The 19656-nt window shown below is 66.8% G+C and carries 21 protein-coding genes; 13 read left to right on the plus strand and 8 right to left on the minus strand.

The features are described 5' to 3' along the window. Nucleotides 1–95 precede the first annotated feature (95 nt). Nucleotides 96–1175, plus strand: coding sequence for a cell division protein ZapE (zapE, locus tag H7F16_RS04830; protein ID WP_185796388.1), 1080 nt, complete (start codon nucleotides 96–98; stop codon nucleotides 1173–1175). 124 nt (nucleotides 1176–1299) lie between these two features. Here the strand turns inward: zapE and H7F16_RS04835 are convergent, their stop codons facing one another. Both H7F16_RS04835 and serB read right to left on the minus strand, forming a co-directional pair. Beyond that, the gene (locus H7F16_RS04835) at nucleotides 1300–2064 is read right to left on the minus strand and encodes a TSUP family transporter (protein ID WP_185796389.1); all 765 of its coding nucleotides are present in this window, start codon (nucleotides 2062–2064) and stop codon (nucleotides 1300–1302) included. A 54-nt stretch (nucleotides 2065–2118) separates the two neighbouring features. Next, nucleotides 2119–2994: a phosphoserine phosphatase SerB gene (serB, locus tag H7F16_RS04840; RefSeq protein ID WP_185796390.1), complete on the minus strand. Its 876-nt coding sequence runs from the start codon at nucleotides 2992–2994 to the stop codon at nucleotides 2119–2121. Between the two features lie 153 nt (nucleotides 2995–3147). On the opposite strand from serB, the gene H7F16_RS04845 reads away from it, so the two are divergent. The 3 genes from H7F16_RS04845 to H7F16_RS04855 all read left to right on the plus strand — a co-directional run bounded on the left by H7F16_RS04845 (nucleotide 3148) and on the right by H7F16_RS04855 (nucleotide 6847). After that, nucleotides 3148–4305, plus strand: a complete 1158-nt coding sequence (locus H7F16_RS04845) for a phosphoserine transaminase (RefSeq protein WP_185796391.1) — start codon at nucleotides 3148–3150, stop codon at nucleotides 4303–4305. Between the two features lie 70 nt (nucleotides 4306–4375). Further along, nucleotides 4376–5971, plus strand: a complete 1596-nt coding sequence (gene serA, locus H7F16_RS04850; protein ID WP_185796392.1) for a phosphoglycerate dehydrogenase — start codon at nucleotides 4376–4378, stop codon at nucleotides 5969–5971. Nucleotides 5972–6112: 141 nt separating this feature from the next. After that, a complete protein-coding gene (locus H7F16_RS04855; protein WP_185796393.1) occupies nucleotides 6113–6847 on the plus strand; it encodes a metallophosphoesterase in 735 nt (244 codons plus the stop codon). Here the strand turns inward: H7F16_RS04855 and H7F16_RS04860 are convergent. Then, nucleotides 6813–7034: a hypothetical protein gene (locus tag H7F16_RS04860; protein ID WP_185796394.1), complete on the minus strand. Its 222-nt coding sequence runs from the start codon at nucleotides 7032–7034 to the stop codon at nucleotides 6813–6815. The two genes, H7F16_RS04855 and H7F16_RS04860, sit on opposite strands and share 35 nt — an antisense overlap. A gap of 78 nt (nucleotides 7035–7112) precedes the next feature. Here H7F16_RS04860 and H7F16_RS04865 point away from each other — a divergent pair, with 78 nt between their 5' ends. Beyond that, a complete protein-coding gene (locus tag H7F16_RS04865; RefSeq protein ID WP_185796395.1) occupies nucleotides 7113–7673 on the plus strand; it encodes a DUF2585 domain-containing protein in 561 nt (186 codons plus the stop codon). On the opposite strand, the gene H7F16_RS04870 is transcribed toward H7F16_RS04865, so the two are convergent. The 3 genes from H7F16_RS04870 to H7F16_RS04880 all read right to left on the minus strand — a co-directional run bounded on the left by H7F16_RS04870 (nucleotide 7670) and on the right by H7F16_RS04880 (nucleotide 10193). Then, nucleotides 7670–8974, minus strand: a complete 1305-nt coding sequence (locus tag H7F16_RS04870; RefSeq protein WP_185796396.1) for an MATE family efflux transporter — start codon at nucleotides 8972–8974, stop codon at nucleotides 7670–7672. The two genes, H7F16_RS04865 and H7F16_RS04870, sit on opposite strands and share 4 nt — an antisense overlap. A 281-nt stretch (nucleotides 8975–9255) precedes the next feature. Then, complete coding sequence (locus H7F16_RS04875) at nucleotides 9256–9762, minus strand: hotdog domain-containing protein (RefSeq protein WP_185796397.1); 507 nt, start codon at nucleotides 9760–9762, stop codon at nucleotides 9256–9258. Continuing rightward, nucleotides 9759–10193 (minus strand): PaaI family thioesterase, encoded by a 435-nt coding sequence (locus H7F16_RS04880; RefSeq protein WP_185796398.1) that lies wholly within the window; start codon nucleotides 10191–10193, stop codon nucleotides 9759–9761. Before H7F16_RS04880 ends, H7F16_RS04875 begins: the two co-directional genes overlap by 4 nt. A gap of 211 nt (nucleotides 10194–10404) precedes the next feature. On the opposite strand from H7F16_RS04880, the gene H7F16_RS04885 reads away from it, so the two are divergent. From H7F16_RS04885 to H7F16_RS04920, 8 genes are all read left to right on the plus strand, one after another. Beyond that, the gene (locus tag H7F16_RS04885; RefSeq protein WP_185796399.1) at nucleotides 10405–10815 is read left to right on the plus strand and encodes a MerR family transcriptional regulator; all 411 of its coding nucleotides are present in this window, start codon (nucleotides 10405–10407) and stop codon (nucleotides 10813–10815) included. Nucleotides 10816–10823: 8 nt separating this feature from the next. Beyond that, the gene (locus tag H7F16_RS04890; protein ID WP_185796400.1) at nucleotides 10824–12599 is read left to right on the plus strand and encodes an acyl-CoA dehydrogenase; all 1776 of its coding nucleotides are present in this window, start codon (nucleotides 10824–10826) and stop codon (nucleotides 12597–12599) included. A 58-nt stretch (nucleotides 12600–12657) separates the two neighbouring features. Beyond that, nucleotides 12658–12870 (plus strand): hypothetical protein, encoded by a 213-nt coding sequence (locus tag H7F16_RS04895; protein ID WP_185796401.1) that lies wholly within the window; start codon nucleotides 12658–12660, stop codon nucleotides 12868–12870. A 273-nt stretch (nucleotides 12871–13143) separates the two neighbouring features. Then, on the plus strand, nucleotides 13144–13779 hold the full coding sequence (locus H7F16_RS04900; RefSeq protein WP_185796402.1) for a glutathione binding-like protein: 636 nt from the start codon (nucleotides 13144–13146) through the stop codon (nucleotides 13777–13779). A gap of 25 nt (nucleotides 13780–13804) precedes the next feature. Beyond that, on the plus strand, nucleotides 13805–15016 hold the full coding sequence (locus H7F16_RS04905; protein WP_185796403.1) for an acetyl-CoA C-acetyltransferase: 1212 nt from the start codon (nucleotides 13805–13807) through the stop codon (nucleotides 15014–15016). Next, entirely contained in the window at nucleotides 15016–15489 is a 474-nt protein-coding gene (locus H7F16_RS04910) for a cupin domain-containing protein (protein WP_185796404.1), read from the plus strand. The genes H7F16_RS04905 and H7F16_RS04910 overlap by 1 nt, the downstream gene beginning before the upstream one ends. Before the next feature lie 154 nt (nucleotides 15490–15643). Continuing rightward, nucleotides 15644–16105 carry a cupin domain-containing protein gene (locus tag H7F16_RS04915; protein ID WP_185796405.1) on the plus strand — a complete coding sequence of 154 codons (462 nt, stop codon included), beginning with the start codon at nucleotides 15644–15646 and terminating at the stop codon, nucleotides 16103–16105. A gap of 88 nt (nucleotides 16106–16193) precedes the next feature. Continuing rightward, nucleotides 16194–18368, plus strand: a complete 2175-nt coding sequence (locus tag H7F16_RS04920; RefSeq protein ID WP_185796406.1) for a 3-hydroxyacyl-CoA dehydrogenase NAD-binding domain-containing protein — start codon at nucleotides 16194–16196, stop codon at nucleotides 18366–18368. Here the strand turns inward: H7F16_RS04920 and H7F16_RS04925 are convergent. Both H7F16_RS04925 and H7F16_RS04930 read right to left on the minus strand, forming a co-directional pair. Beyond that, nucleotides 18341–18907, minus strand: a complete 567-nt coding sequence (locus H7F16_RS04925; protein ID WP_185796407.1) for a Hint domain-containing protein — start codon at nucleotides 18905–18907, stop codon at nucleotides 18341–18343. The genes H7F16_RS04920 and H7F16_RS04925 overlap by 28 nt on opposite strands. Before the next feature lie 90 nt (nucleotides 18908–18997). After that, nucleotides 18998–19654 carry a sulfotransferase family 2 domain-containing protein gene (locus tag H7F16_RS04930; protein ID WP_185796408.1) on the minus strand — a complete coding sequence of 219 codons (657 nt, stop codon included), beginning with the start codon at nucleotides 19652–19654 and terminating at the stop codon, nucleotides 18998–19000. Between the last annotated feature and the right edge of the window lie 2 nt (nucleotides 19655–19656).

Here is a 19656-nt window from a genome sequence, read left to right on the forward strand (position 1 = left end):
GTCTCCTTCTCGCTCTTCCCCCCCAAGAACGGCACAAGCGGCACGACCTTTAGGCGGACGCTTCCAGAAGCAGCCAAAGCACGGTATACAACGGTATGCGACAGACCCTGACCCAGATCTTCGAAGCCCGCGTCAGCGCCGGAACCCTCCGCGCCGATCCCGCGCAGCACGCGGTTCTGGCCGATCTCGAACCCCTGCGCGCCTGGCTCGAAGCCAATGCCGAACGCCGCGTGGGCCTTTTCGCGGGCCTCTTCGCCAAGCCGCTGACACCGCCGAACGGCCTGTATCTCTGGGGCGGCGTCGGGCGCGGCAAGTCGATGGTCATGGACCTCTTTACCGAAGCGACCGACATCCGCGCCAAGCGCCGCGTGCATTTCCACGCCTTCATGCAATCCGTCCACAAAGGCATGCACGAAGCGCGCAAGACCGGCACCGAAGACCCCCTCGCCCCCGTGGCCGAGGCGATCATCAAGGACACCCGCCTTCTCGCCTTTGACGAAATGCAGATCACCGACATCACCGATGCGATGGTCGTGGGGCGCCTGTTCGAAAAACTCCTGCAGGCAGGCGTGGTCATCGTCACCACCTCGAACCGCCCGCCCGAAGACCTTTACAAGAACGGCCTCAACCGTGCGCTGTTCCTGCCCTTCATCGACCTGCTGAACCGCCGCTTCACCGTCCGCCACCTGCAAAGCCCGACCGACTACCGCCAGCACCGGCTTGCGGGCGCGCAGGTCTATTTCCACCCCGCAGGCAAGGTCCGCCCGCAGATCGATTCGATCTGGTCCGACCTGACCGGCGGGGCAGCGGGCGAACCCCTCCGCCTGCCGGTGAACGGGCGCGAGGTGACCGTGCCCCGCTTCGCCAACGGCGTGGCCCGCGCCAGCTTCTGGGACCTTTGCGCCCAGCCTCTCGGGCCGGGCGACTACCTCGCCATCGCCGCCGCCGCCCGCGTGCTGATCCTCGAAGACATCCCGCAACTCTCCTCGTCGAACTACAACGAGGCGAAACGCTTCGTCACCCTGATCGACGCGCTCTACGAGGCAAAGGTCCGGCTCATCTGCTCGGCCGCCGATCTGCCCGAACGTCTCTACCTCGAAGGCACCGGAGCGTTCGAATTCGAACGCACCGCCTCGCGTCTGCGCGAGATGCAGGGCGCCGACTGGGCCGCCTGAACCTCGCCCGAATTTTCGCAGAAGATTTACCCCCGATTTCCTTCGCAAACGGAAATCCCTGACAAAACGTTACTTCCGCCGTGCAAACCCGTGCATCAGCTGTGCATCGGCGCCCCGCCCGCCTTCAGCCCGCCCAGACCTGCCACAAAAGCCGCAGCGCCATCCCCGTCGAGGTGGCGACCAGCAGCGGCTTGATCAGTCTCGCCCCGATCCGCATTGCAAGGCGCGACCCGATCGCAGCCCCCAGAACCTGCGCCGCGGCCATCGCGAACCCCACCGCCCACCATGTCGCCCCCGAGGGGATGAAAACCGTCAAGCTCCCGATATTGCTTGCGAAATTCAGCAGTTTCGTATGCGCCGTGGCCTTCAGCACCCCGAACCCCGCCAGCATGACGAAACCCAGCATGAAGAACGACCCCGTCCCCGGCCCGAAAAAGCCGTCATAGGCCGCAATCAGCGGCACCGCCGTCAGCGCAAAGACCGCAGGCTTCACCCGCTCGGCCTTGTCCTTGTCGGTAAGTCCCGGTTTGAACGCGAAAAAAGCCGCCACCGCCACCAGCACCACGGGCATGACCATCCGCAACACCTGCGCCGGAATCAGATGCGCCACCAGCGCGCCCACGGCCCCCGCGACCGCCGAAATCGCCGCCATTCCCGCCTGGTCGCGCAACCGCACATGGCCCGCCCGCGCATAGCTAAGGGTTGCGGTCGCAGCCCCGAACGTGCCCTGCAACTTGTTGGTGGCCAGGGTTTCCAGCGGCGACGCCCCCGCCAGCAGCAAGGCCGGAACCGCAATCAGCCCCCCGCCCCCCGCGATGGAATCGACAAAACCCGCCACAAAGGCTGCAAGGACCAGCAGCATCGCCACATGGGGAAGAACCTCGAACATGACCGCTCCGTTTATCGCGCCTTAACCCCTATGCCGCATTCTGCGCGGATGAGGTCAAGAGACGAAGTCCTCGCGGGAATAGCCCTGAATGAACAGCAACGCCGTCAGATCGCCGTGGTTTATGCGAATGTCGCATTCCGCCGCCACCACGGGTTTGGCATGCAGCGCCACACCCGCGCCCGCACGTTTCAGCATTCCCAGATCGTTCGCCCCGTCGCCAACGGCCAGAACCTGATCCTCGCGCAGCTTTAACCTTTCGGTAATATCTACCAGCGCATCCACCTTGGCCTGCTTGCCAAGGATCGGCTCGGCCACGGTTCCGGTCAGAACGTCCCCTTCGGAAATCAATGTGTTGGCCCGGTTTTCGTCAAAGCCCAACACCCCCGCGATCTCACGCGTGAACGCGGTGAACCCGCCCGACACCAGCGCCGCATAGGCCCCGTTGGCGCGCATCGTCGCCACCAGTTCGCGCCCCCCCGGCATCAGCGTGATCCGGTCGCGGATCACCCGCTCGATCACCGCGACGGGCAGGCCCGCCAGCAGCCCCACCCGCTCGCGCAGCGCGGCCTCAAAGTCCAGCTCGCCATTCATCGCCCGCCGCGTGATTTCGGCCACCCTCGGCCCCACCCCCGCCTCGTCGGCCAGTTCGTCGATGCATTCCTGCTCGATCATGGTGCTGTCCATATCCGCCAGAAGCACCCGCTTCCTGCGCCCCTCGGCCGGCTGCACCACCATGTCGATGCCCAGCGCCTGCAACCCGTCCCACGCCTCCCACCGGCCCGAAGGCATTGACTCCACGGGAAATTCCGCAGCCACGCCGGGGTCCAGCCAAACCGCATCCCCCCCGCCCCAGGCATTCCGCAGGGATTCGACCGTGGCACGGTCAAGGATCGGGCGGGCGGGGTCGGTCAGAAGCGTGACGATGAACATGGCAAAGTTTCCGATAGTGGAATCCGGCGTCGCTTTTCCGCGACGATGCGGCGCTTTACGACGATTTTCCCGCTTGTGCCACCCCGCCCGCCCCGTTAATTCCGGCGGCGGGACACCCTTCCCCACCGAAGGGCAAATATCTGGAAGGATACCATGACCGACCTGACCGCACCGGCACTGCGCCCGGCAAACCCGCGCTTTTCCTCCGGCCCCTGCGCCAAGATCCCCGGCTTCTCGCTCGACCTGCTTGCCGACGCCCCGCTTGGCCGCTCGCACCGCGCCGCCGTCGGCAAATCGAAGCTGAAAGAAGCGATCGACCTCACCCGCGAAATCCTGAACGTCCCCGAAGGTTACCGCATCGGCATCGTCCCCGGCTCCGACACCGGCGCGGTCGAAATGGCAATGTGGTCCCTCCTCGGCGCCCGCCCCGTCGAAATGCTGGCGTGGGAGAGCTTCGGCGAAGGCTGGGTCACCGATGTCGTGAAACAGCTCAAACTCGACGCCACGGTGAAAAAAGCCCCCTACGGCCAGATCGTCGACCTTGCGACCGTCGATTTCGACCGCGATGTCGTCTTTACATGGAACGGCACCACCTCGGGCGCACGCCTTCCCGACGGCGCGGCCATTCCCGATACGCGCCAAGGGCTTACCATCTGCGACGCCACCTCTGCCGCCTTCGCGATGGACCTGCCCTGGTCGAAACTCGACGTCACCACCTTCTCCTGGCAAAAGGTGCTTGGGGGCGAAGGCGCGCATGGCGTGCTGGTCCTTTCCCCCCGCGCGGTGGAACGGCTGGAAAGCTACACCCCCGCATGGCCCCTGCCCAAGATTTTCCGCCTCACCGCCAAGGGCAAGCTGATCGAGGGCATCTTCACCGGCGAAACCATCAACACCCCCTCGATGCTTGCGGTCGAAGATTACCTCGTCGCGCTGAAATGGGCCAAATCCATCGGCGGCCTGCCCGCCCTGATCGCCCGCGCCGAGGCGAATGCCAAAACCGTCTGGGACTTCTGCGCCGCCAACCCCTGGATCGCCAATCTGGCCGAGACGCCGGAAATCGCCTCCACGACCTCGGTCTGCCTCAAGTTCACCGACCCGCGCATCACCGATGGCGAGGCTTTCGCCAAGGCGGTCGCCAAACGGCTGGAAAAGGCGGGCGTGGCCTATGACATCGGCGCCTACCGCGATGCGCCCGCAGGCTTGCGCATCTGGTGCGGCTCGACGGTCGAACAGGCCGATGTCGCCGCCCTGATGCCCTGGATCGCCCACGCGTTCGAGGCCGAAATCGCCGCACAGGCCCAGGCGGCCTAAGGTGCGCAGCAAGCGCGCACCCTGCGGGGTGCGCGCTCTCCCCCAAACATCCATCTGACAGGAGCCCCCAATGGCCCCCCGCGTTCTCGTATCCGACGAACTCTCCGAAACCGCCGTCCAGATCTTCCGCGACCGCGGGGTCGAGGTGGACTACCTGCCGAAACTCGGCAAGGACAAGGACGAGTTGGCAAAGCTGATCGGCCAGTATGACGGCCTCGCCATCCGCTCGGCGACCAAGGTCACCGAGAAACTCCTCAGCCTTGCGACCAACCTCAAGGTCGTCGGCCGCGCCGGCATCGGCGTCGACAACGTCGACATTCCGGCGGCGTCGAAAAAGGGCGTCATCGTGATGAACACGCCCTTCGGCAACTCCATCACCACCGCCGAACATGCCATCGCCATGATGTTCGCCGTGGCACGGCAGATCCCCGAAGCCAACGCCTCCACCCATGCGGGCAAGTGGGAGAAATCGAAATTCATGGGGGTCGAGCTGTTCAACAAGACCCTCGGCGTGATCGGCGCGGGCAACATCGGCGGCATCGTCTGTGACCGCGCCGTGGGCCTCAAGATGAAGGTCGTCGCCTACGATCCCTTCCTGTCCGACGAACGCGCCCGCCAACTCGGCGTGACCAAGGTCGAACTCGACGACCTGCTCGCGCGGGCCGATTTCATCACCCTCCACGTGCCGCTCACCGACAAGACGCGCAACATCCTCTCGGCCGAGAACATCGCCAAGACGAAGCGCGGCGTGCGCATCATCAACTGCGCCCGCGGCGGGCTGATCGACGAGGCGGCGCTGAAAGCGGCCCTCGAAACGGGCCATGTCGCAGGTGCCGCGCTCGACGTGTTCGAAACCGAACCCGCCACCGAAAACCCGCTCTTCAACCTGCCGAACGTGGTCTGCACCCCGCACCTCGGCGCCTCGACCACCGAAGCGCAGGAAAACGTGGCGCTTCAGGTCGCCGAACAGATGGCCGACTACCTGCTCACGGGGGCCGTGCAGAACGCGCTCAACATGCCCAACGTCACGGCCGAGGAAGCCGCCGTCATGGGCCCGTGGGTCAAACTCGCCTCGCACCTCGGCGCCTTCATCGGCCAGATGACCGACGAGCCGATCAAGGCGATCAACATCCTCTACGACGGCGCCGTGGCCGACATGAACCTCGCCGCGCTGAACCAGTCGGTCATCGCCGGCGTGATGAAGGCGCACAACCCCGATGTGAACCTCGTCTCCGCCCCCATCGTGGCCAAGGAACGCGGCATCCAGATCTCGACCACCCGTCAGGACAAGACCGGCACCTTCGACGCCTACATCAAGGTCACGATGGTCACCGACAGCCGCGAACGCTCGGTCGCGGGCACCTGCTTCTCTGACGGCAAGCCGCGCTTCATCCAGATCAAGGGCATCAACATCGACGCCGAAATCGGCCAGCACATGCTCTACACCACGAACGAGGACGTTCCGGGCATCATCGGCCTTCTCGGCATGACGATGGGCAAGAACGGCGTGAACATCGCGAACTTCACCCTTGGCCGCTCGGGCGTGGGTCAGGACGCCATCGCCATCCTCTACCTCGACCAGCCGATCGACCCCAAAGTGGTCGAGACGCTGGAATCCACCGGCATGTTCCAACAGGTCAAACCGCTGGAATTCGACGTCGCCTGAAACGGCAGGCCCCAAGCAAACGGGGGGGCCCAAGAAACTTGGGGGCGGGGTCATCCTCGCCCCTTTCCCTTTCAGCCTTGCTCAAATACTCCACGGGGGGTGCGGGGGGTGTGAAACCCCCCGCTTCCGCAGGAAGACGCAATGATCACCTACGCCATCGGCGACATCCACGGCCATATCGACCTGCTCCGCCGCGCGCATGACCGGATCGCGGCCGACCGCGCCCGCCACGGCACGGGCGACGCGCCGGTGATCCACCTCGGCGACCTTGTCGACCGCGGCCCCGACTGCCGCGGCGTGGTGCAATTCCTGATCGACGGCATGGCGGCGGGCCAACCCTGGCAGGTGCTCAAGGGCAATCACGACCGCATGTTCACGGGCTTCCTGTCCGACATGCATCACCATGACGAAGGATTGCGGGGCGAATTGTCATGGCTGCATCCGCGGCTCGGCGGGGCTGCGACACTCGCCTCCTACGGGGTGCGCCATCCCGCCGACCGCCCGCTAGCCCCGGTCCATGCCGACGCCGTCGCCGCCGTTCCGCAGGCGCATATCGATTTCATCGACAGCCGCCCGACATGGCTGCAACGGGGCGAGGTGGTCTATGTCCACGCCGGCATCCGCCCCGGCGTGCCGATGCCCGAACAGCGCGAGACCGATCTCGTCTGGATCCGCGCGGGCTTCCTCGATGACCCCCGCGACCACGGCTTTCTGGTGGTCCACGGCCACACCGCGCTCGACCATGCCACCCATTACGGCAACCGCGTGAACATCGATTCCAGCGCCGCCTATGGCGGCCCGCTCACCGCCATCGTGCTGGAAGGGCGCGAGGCTTTCGTGCTTACCGATCAGGGTCGCGTGCCGCTAACGCCTTGAGCCGCCAAAGCGAATGCACCAGCGTTCCGGCAAAGAACACAAGCGCGATCCCGAACACCTCGACCAGCCCCGGCCCCTTGGGCACGCCCCGCACCGCGACAAGCACGCCCACCGCAAGCAGGCCCAGCACGGAAAACACCGCGCGGAACTGCAATTCACCCTTGCTTGGCCCGTATTTTCCCGCCATCCGCACCTCCCCTTTCCGTCCAACCTATAGCGCAACGGGCAATTGCCAAGCCGCCTGCTCCGTGCTTCCTTGGCCCGCATGATCCGGTCACAGCGCTTTCCCTATCTTCTCACCGCCGCCGTCATCGGCTTGGCCGCCCTGACGCTGCTGCTCATGGGCCGCGTGCCGATCTGCACCTGCGGCTATGTCAAACTCTGGCATGGCGTGGTGTTCTCGTCCGAGAACTCGCAGCATCTGACCGACTGGTACACCTTCAGCCACATCATCCACGGCCTGCTGTTCTATGCCGCACTCTGGCTTCTTGCCCGCCGCCTCCCGTTCGGCTGGCGCCTCGCCCTCGCCACGGTGGTCGAAGCGGCCTGGGAACTGCTCGAGAACTCGCCCCTCATCATCGACCGCTACCGCGCCGTGACCATCTCGCTCGACTACTATGGCGACAGCGTCCTCAACTCGACCGCCGACATCGCGGCGATGATCGCGGGCTTCCTTCTCGCCCGCCGCCTGCCGCTCTGGGCCAGCGTCGCCCTCATCCTCGGCTTCGAGGCGATGACGACATGGCTCATCCGCGACGGCCTCGCGCTCAACATCCTCATGCTCGTCTACCCGCTCGAAAGCGTCCGCCTCTGGCAGGCGGGCTAGCTGGCTTTCGCGGCGGCGGCGGGAAAGGCCCGCGCCATCGTGACCCCGCGCGTGGCGTTCAGCACCATCAGCCCCGCCCATAGCCCGTGATTGCCAAGCCACGGCACCAGCGCCACAAGCGCAAGGGCATAGACCCCGACCGAAAAGGTCATCGCCCGCCGCATCTCGCGCGTCAGCGTGGCGCCGATGAAGATACCGTCATAGATCCACGCCGCCACCCCGATCACCGGGGCGATCACGACCCAGGGCAGAAATGCCCGCGCCTCGGCCCGCACGCCGGGCGCTGTCGCCATCAGGTCGATGATCCACGGCCCCGCCATGGCAAAGGCCAGCCCCATCGCAAGCGCCCCGCCGAATCCCCAACCCATGCAAAGCCTTGATGCCCGCCGCACCATCGCCGGCGCTTTCGCCCCCACCGCCTGCCCGACAAGGCTCTCGGCGGCAAAGGCAAAACCGTCCAGCGCATAGGCGGTGATCGACAGGAATTGCAGCAGCACCTGATTGGCCGCAAGGGTGCCGTCGCCGAAACGCGCACCCAGAAAGACAAAGGCGGTAAAGGACAGTTGCAGCAGCACCGACCGCACCATGATATCGCCGTTCACCGCCACCATCACCCGCAGCGCCGCCGCATCCCGTAGCCGCGCCACGGCAGGCCGCAGCCAGGGCAGCACCCCGTCGCGGCACAGCCACAGCCCGAAGACCAGCCCCGACCATTCGGCGATCAGCGTGGCCCCCGCCACGCCGCCCACCCCCCAGCCCAGCCCCAGCACGAACCACAGGTCGAGCAGGATGTTCACCCCGTTGATCCACAGCTGCAACACCAGCACCGCCCGCGTCCGCTCAAGCCCGATCAGCCATCCCGTCAGCGCATAGGCCCCGATGGTCGCAGGCGCCCCCCAGATGCGGATCGCCAGATAGTGCCGCGCCATCGCCTCGACCTCGGCCCCGGCAGGCGCCACGCGGAAGGCCAGGAATGCGATCGCCCCCTGCGCCAGCACAAAGACCGCCCCCGCCGCAAAGGCCACCGCCAGCGCCCGCAACAGAATGGCCGCCCGCTCGTCCATCTGCCCCGCCCCATGCGCCTGTGCCGCAAGCCCCGAGGTGCCCATCCGCAGAAATCCGAAAACCCAATAGACCGTGGCAAGCACCACAGCCCCGAGGCCCACCGCCCCGATGGGCGCCGCCTGCCCCAACTGCCCGACGACCCCCGTATCCACCGCGCCAAGCAGCGGAACCGTGGCATTGGACAGCACGATGGGTGCTGCAATCTTCAGAAGACGGCTGTGGCTCAGGTCGGTCATTGCGGCACCTAACTTCATGTCACGGCCGCTGTCACGGGGCCTTTTCACGGGGCCTTTTCACTGGGTCATGTCACGGGGTCTTGTCACGCATGCACCCTGTGCCCGACGGCGGCGGGGGGCTTTCTGCCCCCCACGCCGCGCGTGCCGCGCGCCTCCCCCCGAGGATATTTCCGGCAAGAGGAACGGGACAGGACAAACAGCCCGCTTCCTCTTGCCGGAAATATCCTCGGGGGTGAATTGGCCGCAGGCCAAGAGGGGGCAGACAGCCCCCTTCCTGCCCGTCAAACCCCGTCTTGCGGCATCAGGAAATGCCCCGTCGCCTGCGCGAACAGCCGCGCCCGGTTGTCCTGCCATGCCTCGACATGCACGCTGGCATAGCGCCGGCCCGAGCGGTTCACCCTTGCCCGCGCATAGGCGTCGCGCGGCAGGCCCGAGCGCAGGTAATCCACGGTAAAGTCGATGGTCTTCGGCAGGCGCGGCGGGTGGGCGGCGATGGCCGCAGGGTCCAGCCGCCCGGCCTCCATCTCTTCCCAAAGCGTCACCCAGGACAGTTCGATGATCGCCACCACCTCGAGAAAGGCCGCAATCGCCCCGCCATGCAGCGCGGGCAGCATGGGGTTGCCGATCAGCTTCTCGTCAAAGGGCAGGATCGCCGTCAGCTCGTCTCCGCGCCGGTCGAAGCGGATGCCCAGATACTGGATATAGGGCACGCCCGACCACAGCTGCGTCAGCGCCGCATCGCGCCGCTGCTTGATGACCTGCACGGGCTCGGGCTTCTCGCGCATCACAAGGCCCCCTTGGGAAGGTCGAGCGTGAAGGCCCCCGTCGCCGCCGCCACGGGGCGGCTTTCATCCTCGTCCGTCGCGGTCACCCGCACAAAGGCCACGGTGCGCGTGGTGTGGTAGCACTCGGCCCGCGCCGTGATGGTCTGGCCCGGCGTGGCGGGGCGGAAGTAATCCACCCGCAAATCCAGCGTGGCGGTCGAAACCGGCGCCACAGGGTGCGACATCACCGCCGCCCCGCTCGCCGTGTCCATCAGCGCCGAGACCGCCCCGCCATGCATGACCCCCGTCGCGGGATCGCCGATGAAACGCGCGTCATAGGGCATGGTCATTTCCACACGGCCCTCGCCGAAGCTGACAAGCCGCATCCCGAGCGCGCGCGAATGCGGCAGGGCTTCGATGAAGCGGCGGGCGATGTCGATGGGTCGGTCACTCATGCCCCCATAATCCCGCGCCCCGCCCGATGTGCAAGGGGCGATCCGCCCTGATCACGGCCACGCCACCTGACGCGACGTTATGTTTACCTTAACGTCAAGCACTGCGCTATACTTGGCGCATCGACCCTCCGACTCTGCCAGCCGCCACCCGAACCCCGCCCCCCCGATTTCGCCCGCCCGATTTCGCCCCCCGACCCTGCACAGGCCCCCCATGACCGGACCCGCCCCGAAAGACGCCCTCCTGACCATCCGCGAGATGTGCGAAGCCTTTGACGTCACCCCCCGCACCCTGCGCTTCTACGAGGCCAAGGAACTTCTCTTCCCGCAGCGGCGCGGCACGGCGCGCTTTTTCACCTATCGCGACCGCGCAAGGCTGAAACTGATCCTGCGCGGCAAGCGGTTCGGCTTCAGCCTCGAAGACATCCGCCAATTGCTGGAGATGTATGACCGCGACCCCGGCCAGCAGGAAGCCCAGCTTGCCCGCACCTACGACCTCGCCTGCGGGCGCCTCGCGCAGATGGAGCGCCAGAGGGCGGAACTCGACGAGGCGATCGCCGAGTTGAAAGACCAGATGGACTGGGGCGCCCGAACCCTCGCCGCCCTGCGCCGCGCCGCCGAATAGGAAGACCGATGCCCCGCTACTCCGCCCCGATCAAAGACCTGCAATTCGTGCTGCACGACGTGCTGGACGTGACGCGCGCGGATATTCCGGGCTATGCCGACCTTGACCCCGCCTTTACCGCGGCCGTCTTGTCCGAAGCCGGACGTCTCGCCTCGGACGTCCTCGCCCCGCTCAATGCCACGGGCGACCGCATCGGCTGCACGCTGGAAAACGGCACCGTCCGCACCCCCCCCGGTTTCGCCGGGGCTTTCGCACAGCTGCGGCAGGGCGGCTGGCCCGCGCTCGATTGCGACCCCGCCTATGGCGGGCAGGGTCTGCCCTATCTGATGGGCACCGCCGTGGGGGAAATCTTCGTCGGCGCCAACATGGCGCTGAACATGTACCAGGGCCTGACCCACGGCGCCTATTCCGCCATCCACGCCCACGGAACGGCAGAACAGAAGGCGACCTACCTGCCGCGCCTCGTCTCGGGCGAATGGTCCGGCACGATGAACCTGACCGAACCGCAATGCGGCACCGACCTCGGCCTGATCCGCAGCCGCGCCGAAGCGCAACCCGACGGCAGCTACCGCATCACCGGAACCAAGATCTTCATCTCGGCGGGCGAACATGACCTTGCCGAAAACATCATCCACCTCGTCCTTGCCCGCGCCGCGGGCGGGCCCGAGGGGACCAAGGGCCTGTCGCTGTTCATCGTTCCGAAATTCCTCGTGACCGAAGCCGGCGGCCTTGGCCCGCGCAACCGCGTGGTGGCCAGCCGGATCGAGCGGAAGATGGGCATCCACGCCAACGCCACCTGCCAGATGGAGTATGACGGCGCGACCGGCTTCCTGATGGGCGGGCTGCACAAGGGCATGCGCGCCATGTTCACCATGATGAACGAGGCCCGCATCGGCGTCGGCGTCCAAGGCTATGCCGTGGCCGAAGCCGCCCTGCAGAATGCCGCCGCCTATGCGCGCGACCGCCTTCAGGGCCGCGCCGCATCGGTCCCTGCCAATCCCTCGGGCCCGGCCGATCCGCTGATCGTCCACCCCGATATCCGCCGCAGCCTGATGGACCAGCGCGCCTTTACCGAAGGCGCACGCGCCTTCACGCTTTGGGCCGCCAGCCTGATCGACCGCGCCACCCGCACAGGCGACACGGAAGCCGAGGCGCTGGTCTCGCTCCTGACCCCCGTCATCAAGGGATTCCAGACCGACAAGGGGTTCGACTCGACCGTCGCCGCGCAGCAGATCTTTGGCGGGCACGGCTATGTCGAGGAGAGCGGCATGTCCCAATTCGTCCGCGATGCGCGCATCGCCATGATCTACGAAGGCACCAACGGCATCCAGGCGCTCGATCTGGTGGGGCGCAAACTGGGGGCCGACGGCGGCAAGGCGATCATGGCCTTCTTCGAACTGGTCACGACCTTCTGCTCCGAAAACGGGACAGACCCCCGCATGCTCCCCTTTGCCACCCCGCTCAAGGCCGCCTGCAAAGACCTGCAGACGGCCGCGATGCATTTTTTGCAAACCGCGCCGAAATCACCCGACACCGCCCTCGCCGGAGCGACCGATTTCCTGCATCTCATGGGCCATGTCTGCTTTGGCCTGATCTGGGCGCGCATGGCCCGCGCGGCGCTGGCGGCGCTGGACAGGGGCCACCCCGACGCGGCCTTCCTTGATGCGAAACTTGCAACGGCGCGCTTCTACATGGCCCGCCACCTGCCCGCGACCGCCCTTCACCTTGCCCGCATCACCTCGGGCGCCGATCCTGTGATGGCGCTTCCCGCCGAAGCGTTCTAGCCTGCCTCACCACGAATTTTCTGCGAAAATTCCCACCCTTCCCGATGCCGAGTGATCCATGCCCAAACGCTTCCGCCTGACCCGCCGCTTCCCCGTCGCCATGACCGAGGACGGCTACCGCAAACTCAAACGCTTCGCGACCGAGGCCGGGCTGGACGAGGGCGAGGCGCTGTCCTTTCTTTTCGAGAATTTCGACAGCGTCATGGACAAGGACACGCTTACCCACCGCCTGCGCCTGTTCAATTCGGAACTCGAGGACCGCAAGCGATGAGAATCGGGGAAAGGCAAGGAAGATGAGTATTTGGGCAAGGATGAAAGGCGCGGCATCGCCCCTGCGGTCCGCCCCGCCTGACCGCCGACACTTGTCCGCCACGGCCAGACGGGGCTTCACCCTTGACGGTCATCGGCTCTCCAGCCTGTACCGTGCCGTCTGTCTGCGCTGAAAAGGTTAACAAATCACCAAGGCTGACCCCCTTCATCCTTGCGAAAAATACTCTGGGGGTCCGGGGGCAACGCCCCCGGGGCCGGCCACACCAACCGGAGGGTGAAAATGAAACTCTACTGCTTCGGCGAAAGCGGCAATGCCTACAAGGTCGCGCTGGCGCTGGCCCTGACCGATACCCCGTGGCAGCCCGTTTTCGTCGATTTCTTCAACGGCGAAACGCGGCAGGCGGCGTTCCGCACCCTCAACCCGATGGGCGAGGTTCCCGTCCTCGACACCGGAACCCGCATCCTGACGCAATCGGGGGTGATCCTGACGGAAATCGCCGCGATGACCGGAAAGCTCGGCGGCTCCGGCCCCGCGCAGCAGGCCGAGATCCTGCGCTGGCTCTTCTGGGACAATCACAAGCTCTCGACCCAGATCGGCACCTGCCGTTTCCTGTCGAACTTCCTCCCGCCCGAAAAGCGCCCCGAGGGCGTGATCCCCTTCCTGCAAGGGCGGCTCAAGGCGGCCTATGCGGTTCTCGACGCGCATCTGTCCGGCCGTGACTGGATCGTGGGCGATGGCCCCAGCATCGCCGACCTCTCCTGCTGCGGGTATCTTTACTACCCCGAGCCCTTCGGTTTCACCCGCGCCGACTGGCCCCATATCGACCGCTGGCTCGACCGCATCGCGGCCCTGCCCGGCTGGAAGCGGCCCTACGCGCTGATGCCCGGAAACCCCTCGGACCGCGCCTGACCTGTCCCGACCGAAAGAACCCGCCATGCAAGACGCCTTCATCTATGACGCGATCCGCTCGCCCCGTGGCAAGGGCCGCCCGGACGGTGCCTTGCACGAGGTGACCGCCGTCGCCCTGTCGGCGCGCATGCTCGATACGCTGTCCGCGCGCAACGGCCTTGCCGGCGGCGCGGTCGAGGATGTGATCTGGGGCAACGTCACGCAGGTCGGCGAACAGGGCGGCTGCCTCGCCCGTTCTGCCGTGCTGCTGTCGGGCCTGCACCCGTCGATCCCGGGCCTATCGGTCAACCGCTTCTGCGCCAGCGGGATGGAGGCGGTGAACCTCGCCGCCAACCAGATCAGGGGCGGGGCGGGCGCGGCCTATATCGCGGGCGGGGTCGAGATGATGTCCCGCGTGGCGATGGGGTCGGACGGGGCGGCCATTGCCGTCGATCCCGCGCTTGCCATGTCCACCTGCTTCGTCCCGCAGGGCATATCGGCCGACCTCATCGCCACCGAATACGGCTTCACCCGCGAACAGGCCGACGCGCTGGCCGTCGAAAGCCAGCGCCGCGCCGCCGCCGCATGGGCCGCAGGGCATTTCGACCGCTCGGTCGTTCCGGTGACCGACCAGAACGGCCTGACGATCCTTGCGCGCGATGAATACATGCGCCCCGCGACCGACATGGCCAGCCTTGCCGCCCTGAAACCCGCCTTTCGCGACATGGGCGAGGGGATGCCCGGTTTCGACCGCGTCGCCCTGATGAAATACCCCCATCTCGAACGGATCGAGCATATCCACCACGCCGGAAACTCAAGCGGCATCGTCGATGGCGCGGCGGCCCTGCTTGTCGGCAATGCGGAATTCGGCCGCGCCTATGACTTGCGCCCCCGCGCGCGCATCCTTGCCACCGCCAAGATCGGCTCCGATCCCACGATCATGCTGACAGGCCCCGTTCCCGTGACCGAAAAGATCCTGCGCGAAGCGGGTATGACCATCGCGGACATCGACCTGTTCGAGGTGAACGAAGCCTTCGCCAGCGTCGTACTGCGCTTTCTGCAAGCCTTCGAGGTCGACCCCGCCCGCGTGAACCCCAACGGCGGCGCCATCGCGATGGGCCATCCACTGGGTGCCACGGGGGCAATCATCATCGGCACGCTGCTCGACGAACTCGAGCGGACGGGCAAGACCACCGGCCTCGCCACGCTCTGCATCGCGTCGGGCATGGGGGCCGCAACCATCATCGAGAGGATATGATGCCGAAACTCGACCTGACACGCGTTCCGGTGAAAACCGGATCCATCTACCCCGCCCCCTATGCCGCCATGATGGCGGGCCGCTCGTCGCTGCGTCTGGGCGAGGCCGGAGGCCTGACCCAGTTCGGCGTGAACCTCGTCACGCTGGAACCGGGCGCGATGTCCTCCTTGCGCCACTGGCACAGGGCCGAGGACGAGTTCGTCATGGTGACCGAAGGCACCTGCATCATGGTCACCGATGCCGGCGAAGAGGAAATGCAGGCCGGAGATTGCGCCGCCTTTCCCGCAGGGCTGGCCGATGGGCACCACTTCCTCAACCGCACCGACCGCGTGGCGCGGTTTCTCGTCATCGGCAGCAAGGCAAAGCACGAGGTCGCCACCTATTCCGATGTCGATCTGGTGGTCGAGATCAAGGACGGCACCGCCGCCTTCCGCCACAAGGACGGGCGCGACTATCGGGGGCCCGAGGGATGAGTGCCCCAGTCATCTCTGCCCGCGCCCTCTCTACTCACGCCCTCACTTCCCGCGCCCCCACAGCCCGCGCCCGCCCGTTGCGCAGGCCCGCACCGTACGGCCGCGACCGCAAAGGCACGGGGGCCGCGCTGCCGGCCGGAAAGGACATCTGCTGATGCCGCGCATCCCCCTTCCCGACTGGCAGGACGAACCTGATCCGCAGCACCCCGTCCTTGGCGGCGGCAGCGGCCCCTACCGCTACCGGCTGCTCTCCGACCCCGGACAGCTCACCCAGTTCGGAGCGTTCATCGAGGAACTGCCCCCCGGCAGCCGGTCAAGTTTCCGGCACTGGCACGAAACCGAGGACGAGATGATCCTTGTCCTTCAGGGCAGCGTCACGCTGGTCGAGGACAGCGAAACCGTCCTGACCGCGGGTGAGGCAGCCGCATGGCCTGCGGGCCATCCCGTCGGCCACAGCCTGCACAACCACACCGAGGCGCCGGTCCGCTACCTTGTGATCGGCACGCGCAACCGCACCGACCGCATCCACTACCCCGACCACGACCTGATGACCGAAAAGGACGGCCCCGCCCGCCGGTATTTCCATGCCGACGGCAGACCAAGGGAAAAGCGGTAAACTGCCCCAACGCCTGACCGCCCACGCCCCATACCTGACCGCCCGCCCCTGCCCCCGCAATCCTGACACCCCGCCACAGGAGAGACCCATGCCCGATTTCACCCTCACGACCGCACCGGATGGCGTCGCGACCATCACTTGGGACGTGGCGGGCAAGTCGATGAACGTGCTGTCTCTGGCGGGCATCGCCGAACTCGACGGGCTGATCGACCATGCCCTGTCAGACCCCGCGATCCGCGGCATCATCCTCACCTCGGCCAAGCCCGATTTCGCGGGCGGCATGGACCTCAGGGTCATCGCGCAGATGCAGGCGGGCGGGGCGCAGGCGGTGTTTGACGGCGTGATGTCCATGCACGCGCTCTTGCGCAAGATCGAACGCGCGGGGATGGACCCAAAGACGCTGCGGGGTGGCAAGCCCATCGTCGCGGCCCTGCCCGGCACGGCGCTCGGGATCGGCCTCGAACTTCCCCTCGCCTGCCACCGCATCATCGCAGCCGACACCCCGCGCGCCAAAATCGGCCTGCCCGAGATCAAGGTCGGCATCTTCCCCGGAGCGGGCGGCACCACACGCCTGACACGCAAACTCGGCGCGATGGCCGCCGCCCCCTTTCTGCTCGAAGGGAAACTGTCAGACCCGAACTCCGCCAGATCCGGCGGGCTTGTCGACGAGGTCGTCCCCCCCGAAACCCTGCTCGCCCGCGCGCGCGACTGGGTGCTTGCGGCCAGCGATGCCGATCTGGTCAAACCCTGGGACGCCAAGGGCTACAAGATGCCCGGCGGCACACCCTACCACCCTGCGGGTTTCATGACCTTCGTCGGCGCCTCTGCGATGGTCACGGGGCAGACGATGGGTGTCTACCCTGCCGCCCGCGCCATGCTCTCGGCGGTCTACGAAGGGGCGCTCGTCCCCTTTGACACCGCGCTGAAGATCGAGGCCCGCTGGTTCACGCAAATCCTGATGGACCCGACTTCAAGCGCCATGATCCGCACGCTGTTCATCAACAAAGAGGCACTGGAAAAGGGCGCGAACCGCCCCGCGCTTCCCGACAGCCCCGTGCGCCACCTCGGCGTGATCGGCGCAGGTATGATGGGGGCGGGCATCGCCCATGTCGCGGCCCTTGCGGGCATCACCGTCACCCTTGTCGATGCAACGCAGGAGGCCGCCGAAAAGGGGCGCGCCCATTCGGAAACCCTGCTCGAAAAATCAGTCCGGCGCCGCAAGATGACACCCGGTAAAATGGCCGAAACGCTGGCCCGCATCACCCCGACCACCGATTACACCGCGCTCGGGACCTGCGACCTGATCGTCGAAGCCGTGTTCGAAGACCCCGCCGTCAAGGCCGAAGTCACCCGCCGCGCCGAGGCGGCATCGGGCGCGATCTTCGCCACCAATACCTCTACCCTGCCCATCACGGCGCTGGCGCGCGCCTCGCTGCGTCCCGACCGCTTCCTCGGCATCCATTTCTTCAGCCCCGTCGACAAGATGGCGCTGGTCGAAATCATCCGTGGCAAGGACACGGCAGCCGAAGCCGTTGCCAAGGCGCTCGACTTCGTGCGCCAGCTGCGCAAGACGCCCATCGTCGTCAATGACGCCCGTTTCTTCTACGCCAACCGCTGCATCATCCCCTACCTCAACGAAGGCATGCGCCTTGTCGCCGAAGGCGTCACCCCCGCCCTGATCGAGAACGCCGCCCGCATGCTGGGCATGCCGCTCGGGCCGCTGCAACTGATCGACGAAACCTCGCTCGATCTCGGGGTAAGGATCGCCCGCGCCACCCGCGCCGCGATGGGCGATGCCTATCCCGACGGCGATGTCGACGCGGTCCTGTTCCGCATGGCCGACCTTGGCCGCATGGGGAAAAAGGCAAAGGCAGGCTTCTACGCCTATGACGACACGGGCAAGCGGCTTGGCCTCTGGTCGGGCCTCGGCACCGAATTCCCGCTGGCAAACCCGCAGCCCGATCTGGCGACCGTGCAGAAGCGCCTGCTTTACGTGCAGGTTCTGGAAGCCATCCGCGCGCTGGAACAGGGCGTTCTGACAGACATCCGCGAAGGCGATGTGGGCGCCATCCTTGGCTGGGGCTTCGCCCCGTGGAGCGGTGGCCCCTTTTCCTGGGCCGACCGCATCGGCGCGGGGGCCGTGGCGGAAACGGCGCAGGCGCTGGCCGATGCCCACGGTCCCCGCTTCGCGCCCCCTGACCTCTTGGTCGACATGGCCGCCAAGGGCGAAACCTTCTACCGCCGCTTCGCCAAGGCAGCCTGAGCAAGCCCGCGCCCCGCATCAAGGGCGATGCGCAGCGCCATGATCTCGCGCGCCTCGGGCACTCCGGGCGACAAAGGTCCCGCACCCGCACCCGCACCCGCCTCACCCGAATCCGGCCCGGTCCCGCCACTGGCGAAATGCAGCCCCGCGGCCACCACGACCTGCGGTCGGTCGAACCACAGCCGAACCACCGCCCGCCCGTCCGGCGCCACCCGACCCGCGCCGCGCCAATGTTCAAGCGCGCGCGCAGGCAACAGCATCACACCGCCATCCAAGCCAAGGGCGATCCGCTGGTCTGCGGGCAGGATCATGCCCACCGCATTGCCCAGCGCCCCCGCAGGCAGCGCAAGCGGCCAGAACGCCGGCTCCATCCCCGCCCCAAGGCAAGACCGCGCCACCCCGCGCAAGACCGCAAGCCCGCCGAGCGTGACGATTGCCTCGCCCGCGCGCAGCGCACCCGCCGCACGCCATCCGCGCGCCGTGGCGACAGGCAAACCCGCCTCGACCCCTTCGACCGCATATGCCGGACCGCGCTCCACCGCGCCGATACCTCCACCGGAACCACGGCAAAGCCCTGCCCCGCCCGACAGGCATCCACGCGCCCGAAAGGCGGCAAAGCGGCGAAGGTTTCAGCGAATGCCGTTAAAATCGTAGCCGAACCGCGCGATATCCTCGGCACAAAGTGCGGCCACCAGCGCCGCATCGGCATCGCTATAGGCTGGCCGCCAATCCGTCACCCGCTCCGAGGCATTGGCCCGCGCCACAGGGGTGATGCGAAATCCAAGATGCGCCTCGAACGGTGCAAGTTCTTCGTCAAGCCGTTCAAGCCGGACGTAAAGCGATGCACGCTCCACCCCGCCCGCGTCGCGCATATAGGCCCCGTAGGGCCAAAGGCTGACAGCCGTGCGCGTATGCGGATGGTTCAGGAAGCCCGAGAAACCGTTGGCCTTGGCCAGCCCCACGGCCGGATGGGCAAAGCCCTGCCCCCGCAGCCAGTGGTAATAGCTCACCATCCGGTCCCAGGGGTTGCGCACCAGCGTCAGGGTAAAGAACCCCTCCAGATCCGCAGGCAGCAAGCCGCCCAGATCGGCCAGTGTCGAATGCTTCCACAGCCGCCCCGCCGCCTTGAGCGCCTTTTGCCGCCCGCGCCGCGCCACAGCCTTGGGCGTGTCGCCCACCAGAATGTCATCCGCCATCGCCCGCGCCTCGAGCGCCAGCGCCAGCGCCGTGCCACCCGTCTTGGGAATGTGGATAAAGGCGTAACGCCGCCCGCGCGACAGGATCACCG

The organism is Paragemmobacter straminiformis (assembly GCF_014243445.1).
In the GTDB taxonomy this organism is placed as follows: Bacteria; Pseudomonadota; Alphaproteobacteria; order Rhodobacterales; family Rhodobacteraceae; genus Paragemmobacter; species Paragemmobacter straminiformis.